Here is a 7,337-nt window from a genome sequence, read left to right as displayed (position 1 = left end):
GAATCTGGAGCGGGAAACGAGACTCGAACTCGCGACCTCAACCTTGGCAAGGTTGCGCTCTACCAACTGAGCTATTCCCGCAGATTCCGTTCGACCTGCGTCGAAGGAGCGCTATTGTGTCCAAATTCCTTCACGCCGTCAACAGTCTTCACACACGCTGATCCGGGCCTGGCGTGGTGGGGTACCCTGCCCCGCCCGGACGCCTGCGCCCATGTTCCTGCACGGCAAGCCTTTGCTGATCTCCCTGCTGCTGCACCTGCTGGTGGCCGCGCTCTATTGGACGCTGATGCCACTGGGCATGACCTGGTATGGCAACCATGTCGGTTTCAGCTCGCACGGCAACATCGGCCTGGGCCTCGCGCAGTACTACACGTTCGTGCTGTTCCTCGGCGCACAGCCGCTGGTCGCCGTACTGCGGCCGCTTGCAGCCAAGCTGGTGGTACTGGCCATCCCGCTCGCATTCGCAGGCTGGACGCTGATGCACAACAACCCGCTGCGCATGCTGTACTTCACCGTCGGCCCGGGCGTGCTCGCACTGGCCGCGATCACCGCCAGCGCACGCTTCGCCGCGCGCGCCACGGCCTGCAGCACGAGCAAGGAGCCCATGCATGATTGATCGCAACACCCGGTGGTACTACCTGGCGGCGGCCACGATCTGGCTGGTGGTGATGGCCGCGCTGATTCATGCCGGCACGCAGACCGACTACTGGATGCAGCGCTGGCTGGAACCCGGCGAAGTGCAGCCCTATCCCATCCGCGCAGTTGCGATCTTTGCCGTGATGAGCACGGTCGAAATAGCTGTTGTCACGCTGATCGTGCGCCCATGGCGATGGCGTCGGCTCTGGCTGCGCCTGCTGATCGCTTTCGCGCTGCTGCTGGCATGGTCGTTACCGTTGGCGATGGGCGCGATGCATCAGTCGCCGGTCTACGGCACGCACCTGCTGTGGTTGCTGCTGCTGGATCTGAGCCTGTTCCTGGCCCTGTGGTCGGTGTCGTCAATCACCCTCTGGCAGGCGCTTCGCGGCCGCACTTCCACCGCACGCGAAGCTCCTTCACCGTGAGCGCAGCACGACGCCATGCGGCCACCGCCATCGGGCTGGTACTGGCCGCGTGCGCGCTCGCAGCCTGCCTTTCGACCCAGCTGGTATCGAACGCAATGATGCTGATGATGGACAGGAGCAACTTCATTCCCGAACCGTCGTCGATCTTTTTCTTCGAACCGTACGTAATCAGCGATGGCTCCTCCAATGCCTGGCTGTACGGCAAGGACGAGGCCTACTACTACCACTTCACCTACCGGGCCGACGCTCCGTACGTGTACATCGCACAGAAGAACACGTGCCGGGGCTTCGACCGCACGGACGTACGCACGTGGTGCAGCGTGCGCACGGGAACGCCCCGTACAGCCGTCGGCGAAAAGATCTGACGCAAACGAAAAACGCCCCCTTACGGGAGCGTTTTTCCTGATCTGGAGCGGGAAACGAGACTCGAACTCGCGACCTCAACCTTGGCAAGGTTGCGCTCTACCAACTGAGCTATTCCCGCAGATTCCGTTCGACCTGCGTCGAAGGAGCGCCATTCTGCCGAGATTGGACGGGACCGTCAACCTCTTTCTTCGCCAAACCTGAACATGGGTTCCGCACGGGCAGGCCAGCCCCCTGCCAGATGTTACGGTATCGCCCCGGAGGGCGAGGCGCGGTGATGCCCGCCCCCCTGTTTTCATTGACCCCCGCCAAGGAGGCCTCGGTCATGCAACCCGATTTCGAGATGTACCAGACACTGCCCGACGGCGGTGCCGCATTGATGGCTCTGGAAGAAGCCGCCGAAGCCCACTATTTCCGTGGCCGTCTCGACGAGGCGCGCACTGGATTCCTGGCGGTGTGGGAACAGTTTCCCGAGAACTGGCAGCAATGGCAGATGCCCGGGCTGTTCGTCACCGATCGCCTGCGCGCCATCGCGTTCCGGCAGGGCGACTACCCGCTGGCACTGGCCTGGAGCGAGCAGGTGCTCAAGGTCGGCTCGCCGAAGTCACACAAGGTGCTCAGCGATGTTGGCGAGGCGCACTACGAGATGGGCGACCTTGAACAGGCCTTCGAATGGTTCGCGCGCGCCGAAGCACGGGGCGGGAACCGGACGTTCAAGGAGATGGAACGCCGGTATGTGACCTTCTACAAGGAAGAAAAGGCGCGGCGTAGCAAGCCCGCAGGCTGAGTGTCCGCAGCATCACGATCATGATCATCATCAGATACACCTACCCTGCCATGCTTGCGCGCAGCAAGAACGCGGACTACCGCCGCCTCGTCACCCAGATGACCGAAGTCCTGATGCGTTTTCTGGTGGACAACGAGCTGCTGCTGGAATCCCCCTACAACGCCGATGGATCGTTGAACGAGACCTTCCAGGTCACGAAAGAGAACCTCACCGATGACGGCAACCGGCTGTTCCGCGAGTACTTCACGCGCTGGTCCGACCGCATCGATCGCGGCGGCAAGCCCGAGAACATCACATCGCTGGTCAAGGGCCTGGCAAAGATCAGGGCGACACCACCTACCGCCTGAGCGCCGCCCTGCGAGTCAGTCAGCCTGCCCCCTGTTTTCATTGACCCTGCCAAGGAGGCCACGGTCATGCAACCCGATTTCGAGATGTACAAGACACTGCCCGACGGCGGTGCCGCATTGAAAGCGCTGAAAGAAGCCGCCGAAGCCCACTATTTCCACGGCCGCCTCGACGAGGCGCACGCTGGATTCCTGGCGGTGTGGGAACAGTTTCCTGAGAACTGGCACCAATGGCAGATGCCCGGGCTGAACGTCACCGATCGCCTGCGCGCCATCGCGTTCCAGCAGGGCGACTACCCACTGGCGCTGGCGTGGAGCGAGCAGGTGCTCAAGGTCGGCTCGCCGAAATCACACAACGTGCTCAGCGATGTTGGCGAGGCGCACTACGAGATGGGCGACCTTGAACAGGCCTTTGAATGGTTCGCGCGCGCCGAAGCACGGGGCGGGAACCGGACGTTCAAGGAAATGGAACGCCGGTATGTGACCTTCTACAAGGAAGAAAAAGCGCGGCGCAGCAGGCCTGCAGGCTGAGCGTCCGGACGATACCGATCATGACCATCCTCAGATACTCCTACCCCGCCATGCTTGAGTCCAGCAAGCGCCCGGACTACCGCCGCCAAGTCACCCACATCACCGAAGTCCTGATGCGCTTCCTGGTGGACAACGAGCTGCTGCTGGAATCCCCCTACAACGCCGATGGATCGTTGAACGAGACCTTCCAGGTCACGAAAGACAACCTCACCGATGATGGCAACCGGCTGTTCCGCGAGTACTTCGCGCGCTGGTCCGACCGCCTGGATCGCGGCGGCGACCCAGAAAACATCACGTCGCTGGTCAAGGGCCTGGCAAAGATCAGGGCGACACCGCCCACCGCCTGAGCGTCGCCCTGCGGGTCAGTCAGCCCGCACCCCGCGCTGGTGGAAGTAGATCTGCTCGGCGACGCGCCGCATCGTCGCCGTTCGCAGCAGCGCGTTGACCGGCCAGTCCTGCTGCAGGTGGTCCATCGCCCAGCGCAGCAGGCGCTTGCGGCGGAAGGTGGGTGCCACCCGGCGCGCCACCTGCTCGGCGGGCGGCCCTTTGCCGCGCAGGTACCGGCCGATGGCATCACCGACCGCCCAGCCGTGCCGCCACGATGAATGGATGCCGCCGGCCGACAGCGGCGAGACAATGCCGGCCGCATCGCCGGTGAGGATCAGCCGATGGCCGGTGATCGGGCCGTCAGGCAGGCCGCAGGGCACCCGTCCGGCACGGGTGGACGATGGCTGCAATGAAGGCGCGATGCCGACGATGTCGCGCACGTGTTCGATGAAGCCATCGATCTCCGGCACCCGCGCCTGCATCGGCTGATGGCGCAGGGCGAGACCCACCTGTACGCCGGCAGGGTTCTGTGCGACCCAACCGATGTAGCCCGGTGCATAGCGCCTGCTGACGAAACAATGCAGCGCATCGCCCCGCGCCAGCTGCAGGCCGTCGAATTCACGCTCGACGCCATGGAGGTGGTCGCGCACCTGGCCCAGGCCGGTGCGCCGGGCCACGCGCGAACGGGCGCCATCGGCACCGACCAGATAGGCACACCGCCCTGCCCCCTCCACCTGCCAGCCATCGCCATCGATTTCGGCCTGGCGGAAGGACTGCTGCAGGCGCAGATCGACACCACTGGCACGCAGCTCGGCAGCGAGCCAGCGCATCAGGTTCGGGGTGTCAGTGGTGAGGAAGTAGTAGCCCGGCGCCTGCAGCTGCACGCTGCGCAGGTTGGGCGCATACAGGCGCACGCGCGCGACGCGCTGCACCAGGTGCTCGGGAATGTGGCCCAGCCAGGTCTGTTCCATCGCCTCCTTCACCACGATGCCGGTGGTGTGCATGCGCTCGCCGGGGTCTGCCTTGCGTTCAAGCACGCAGACGCGAAGACCGTACTGCGCTGCGGCCAATGCACAGGCCGCACCTGCAAAGCTTGCGCCGACGATGACCAGATCGTGGTCGTAGGCGGAGGATATGTGGGGCATCGCAGCATCACCATAGGGGAACGAAGATGCAGCGTGGCCTGCGCGCGTGGCGGGGCCATGGAGTGCCGGTGAAGTGGGGATGAAGCGCTGCACGGCGCGCAACGCACCGGAAGCGCAACGCCCGTTGGCGCGGGCGTTGCACTCGACGCCTCACTGCGACGTCAGGCCACCACGATCCGCAGCGGGTCGGCCGATGCCAGGATCTCCGCACGCTCACCCGTGGGCGGATAGATCCATTCGGTGTTGATGCGGGTCTTGAGCGCCTTGGCTTCAGCACCGGAAAGCACCACCTGGCGGTCCCAACCTTCGGTGTAGACAGCACCCCACGGGCCCAGATCCAGGCAGGTCACGTACTTGGGCTGTGCATAGGGGATCAGCGCACCACCAATCAGATCGGCTGCAGCGTTGTGGCCGGCGGAGCGACCCAGGTTCATCGCGTGCTGGCAGGACATCATCGCGACGTTGCCGTCGTCGTCGGTGGCAGCATGCGCGCAGTCGCCGGTGGCGAACACCGCGTCGACGCCCTTCGCCTTCAGGGTGCGGTCCACGTGCAGGCGACCCACAGCGTCGTGCTGGCCGGGGATCTGTGCGGTCAGCGCGCTGGCACGTGCACCGGCGGTCCAGATGACGGTCGCGGCGTCGATGCGCTCACCGTTTTCCAGCGTCACGCCATCCGCATCCACGCTGGCCACGCCCGAACCCAGCCGCCAGGACACGCCCAGCTCGGTCAAGGCCTGGGTGATGACCGGCCGCGGGCCTTCGCCCAGGTCCGGACCCAGCGCATCGGCACGCTCGACCATGATGACGTCCACTGCAGCATCGGCACCCAGCACGTCGCGCAGGCGCGCCGGCATTTCGGCGGCGGTTTCGATGCCGGTGAAGCCTGCGCCTGCAATCACCACCGTGTTGCGCGCCGCGCTCTGCGCGCGCTCGCCGAGGCCCTGCAGGTGCGCCTGCAGGCGCGCTGCATCGGCGATCTGGTCGACGTTGAACGCATGCTGCTGCAGGCCGGGAATCGGCGGGCAGTTCAGGCGGCTGCCGGCAGCAAGCACCAGGCGGTCGTAGTGCAGCGTCTGTGCTGCGGCATCGGCCGCCGCGCCCACCACCTGCACCTGCTGGCGGGCCACGTCGATGTGCTCGACGCGCCCGGCAAGGTAACGCACGCCCACCGCATCGAAGATCGCCTGCAGCGGCGCCTTCATGCGTTCGGGCCCCTTCTCGTACAGGCGCGGGCGCACATGCAGTTCAGGGGACGGTGCAACCAGCACGATCTCAACATCACGGCGCGCGGCCTGGTCGAGAAGACGGGCGGCGGCAAGCGCGCTCCACATGCCGGCAAAGCCAGCGCCGATGACAAGAATGCGTTGGGACACGGAAAGAAATCCTTCTGGGAAACGAGGGGTCATGCAGCCCGATGCGCAGGCGGCAGGGGCACGGGGATGTGCTGCGCCGGCGCACCACATAACGCGGATCATATGAGTCCGCGTTATGTGGTGCAAGCGCGGTGGCGGCCGCCGTTCAGGACAGCGGGCAACCCTGCACGCCTCTCCCGCAGGCATAACGCCAATGAAATCAATGCACTGGACGGCGCTTCATGCGCTTGCCGCGGGTAACTCAGGCCTCTATAGTCCGCGTTATATTTTTCTGGACCGCTCCCATGGCCCACATTGGAACGGGCGTCGAGTACGCCCTTCACTGCCTGCTCTGGCTGGTCCCGCCGCTGGAGCAGCGCCCCAGCAGCCGCGACCTTGCCGAACTGCAGGGCGTGCCGGCGGCCTTCATGGCAAAGATCTTCCCCAAGCTGGAAAAGGCCGGCATCGTCGAGTCCACCGGCGGCATCCGCGGTGGCTACCAGTTGGCGCGCGCGCCTGAAGACATCAGCGTGCTGGATGTCGTCGATGCGGTGGAGGGACAGAAGGCGCTGTTCGATTGCCAGGAGATCCGCGGGCGCTGCGCGCTGTTCGATGGCAGCCCACCGCGCTGGGCCAACCGCGGGGTGTGCGGCATCCACGCGGTGATGATCAATGCGCAGAAGGCCATGCGCGAGGAACTGGCGCGTTCCAGCCTGGCCTCGATTGCCGAAGGCGTGCAGGGCAAGGGGCGCCCGGCGAGCTTTGCAGGCGACGTGCAGGAGTGGTTTGCCGACCGCCAGGTGGCACGCGAAGAAGCACGCATCACCGGCATGCGTTCGCGTGCGTCGGCACCGGACGGGGATTGAGGAGCGGCGTAACCGCACAACGAAAAACGCTCCCTTGCGGGAGCGTTTTTCTTGAATCTGGAGCGGGAAACGAGACTCGAACTCGCGACCTCAACCTTGGCAAGGTTGCGCTCTACCAACTGAGCTATTCCCGCTTGGGAGGCGAAATTCTACCTGTTCTGGGAATGGCGTCAAGCGGTTTTTTTTCGGGGGATTTCGCGGCGCTTCGGCATGGCGCATCCACGCATGGCGTGGATCTACTACGGCGCGCGATGTGTCGGTGCATCACCGGTAGATCCACGCCATGCATGGATGGCGGCATGCCGCCCCAGTAGATCCACGCCATGCGTGGATGGAGGCATCCCACCCCGGTAGATCCACGCCATGCGTGGATGGAGGCATCCCACCCCGGTAGATCCACGCCATGCGTGGATGGAGGCATCCCACCCCGGTAGATCCACGCCATGCGTGGATGGAGGCATCCCACCCCGGTAGATCCACGCCATGCGTGGATGGAGGCATCCCACCCCGGTAGATCCACGCCATGCGTGGATGGAGGCATCCCACCCCGGTAGATCCACG

Annotated in this window: 10 protein-coding genes and 3 tRNA genes; 8 read left to right on the top strand and 5 right to left on the bottom strand. The window is 65.0% G+C overall.

Going from position 1 to position 7,337, the window contains the following annotated elements; genetic code table 11:
• Nucleotides 1-5 precede the first annotated feature (5 nt).
• Nucleotides 6-81, bottom strand: a tRNA-Gly gene (locus IAE41_RS21255).
• A gap of 130 nt (nt 82-211) precedes the next feature.
• Here IAE41_RS21255 and IAE41_RS21250 point away from each other — a divergent pair.
• From IAE41_RS21250 to IAE41_RS21240, 3 genes are read left to right on the top strand one after another with little or no spacing between them, the layout of a single operon-like run.
• Nucleotides 212-616, top strand: a complete 405-nt coding sequence (locus IAE41_RS21250; RefSeq protein ID WP_200734463.1) for a hypothetical protein — start codon at nt 212-214, stop codon at nt 614-616.
• The gene (locus IAE41_RS21245) at nt 609-1,061 is read left to right on the top strand and encodes a hypothetical protein (protein ID WP_200734462.1); all 453 of its coding nucleotides are present in this window, start codon (nt 609-611) and stop codon (nt 1,059-1,061) included. The genes IAE41_RS21250 and IAE41_RS21245 overlap by 8 nt, the downstream gene beginning before the upstream one ends.
• Nucleotides 1,058-1,426 carry a hypothetical protein gene (locus tag IAE41_RS21240; protein ID WP_325167019.1) on the top strand — a complete coding sequence of 123 codons (369 nt, stop codon included), beginning with the start codon at nt 1,058-1,060 and terminating at the stop codon, nt 1,424-1,426. Before IAE41_RS21245 ends, IAE41_RS21240 begins: the two co-directional genes overlap by 4 nt.
• Nucleotides 1,427-1,469: 43 nt before the next feature.
• Here IAE41_RS21240 and IAE41_RS21235 read toward each other — a convergent pair.
• Nucleotides 1,470-1,545 (bottom strand) — tRNA-Gly (locus IAE41_RS21235).
• Nucleotides 1,546-1,749: 204 nt separating this feature from the next.
• Between IAE41_RS21235 and IAE41_RS21230 the strand changes: the two genes are divergently transcribed.
• From IAE41_RS21230 to IAE41_RS21215, 4 genes are all read left to right on the top strand, one after another.
• A complete protein-coding gene (locus IAE41_RS21230) occupies nt 1,750-2,211 on the top strand; it encodes a tetratricopeptide repeat protein (RefSeq protein ID WP_200734461.1) in 462 nt (153 codons plus the stop codon).
• Between the two features lie 20 nt (nt 2,212-2,231).
• Nucleotides 2,232-2,558, top strand: coding sequence for a hypothetical protein (locus tag IAE41_RS21225; RefSeq protein WP_200734460.1), 327 nt, complete (start codon nt 2,232-2,234; stop codon nt 2,556-2,558).
• A 66-nt stretch (nt 2,559-2,624) separates the two neighbouring features.
• Nucleotides 2,625-3,086 (top strand): tetratricopeptide repeat protein, encoded by a 462-nt coding sequence (locus IAE41_RS21220; RefSeq protein ID WP_200734459.1) that lies wholly within the window; start codon nt 2,625-2,627, stop codon nt 3,084-3,086.
• Nucleotides 3,087-3,106: 20 nt separating this feature from the next.
• On the top strand, nt 3,107-3,433 hold the full coding sequence (locus IAE41_RS21215; protein WP_200734458.1) for a hypothetical protein: 327 nt from the start codon (nt 3,107-3,109) through the stop codon (nt 3,431-3,433).
• Between the two features lie 15 nt (nt 3,434-3,448).
• Here the strand turns inward: IAE41_RS21215 and IAE41_RS21210 are convergent, their stop codons facing one another.
• Nucleotides 3,449-4,558 (bottom strand): NAD(P)/FAD-dependent oxidoreductase, encoded by a 1,110-nt coding sequence (locus tag IAE41_RS21210; protein ID WP_200734457.1) that lies wholly within the window; start codon nt 4,556-4,558, stop codon nt 3,449-3,451.
• A 161-nt stretch (nt 4,559-4,719) separates the two neighbouring features.
• Entirely contained in the window at nt 4,720-5,931 is a 1,212-nt protein-coding gene (locus IAE41_RS21205; protein WP_200734456.1) for an NAD(P)/FAD-dependent oxidoreductase, read from the bottom strand.
• 284 nt (nt 5,932-6,215) lie between these two features.
• Here IAE41_RS21205 and IAE41_RS21200 point away from each other — a divergent pair, with 284 nt between their 5' ends.
• The gene (locus IAE41_RS21200; RefSeq protein ID WP_200734455.1) at nt 6,216-6,776 is read left to right on the top strand and encodes an Rrf2 family transcriptional regulator; all 561 of its coding nucleotides are present in this window, start codon (nt 6,216-6,218) and stop codon (nt 6,774-6,776) included.
• A gap of 58 nt (nt 6,777-6,834) precedes the next feature.
• Here the strand turns inward: IAE41_RS21200 and IAE41_RS21195 are convergent.
• A tRNA-Gly gene (locus IAE41_RS21195) sits at nt 6,835-6,910 on the bottom strand.
• Nucleotides 6,911-7,337: the final 427 nt, after the last annotated feature.

The organism is Stenotrophomonas sp. S39 (genome assembly GCF_016624665.1).
Lineage (GTDB): Bacteria > Pseudomonadota > Gammaproteobacteria > Xanthomonadales > Xanthomonadaceae > Stenotrophomonas.
This window is presented reverse-complemented; position numbering and strand designations above follow the sequence as displayed.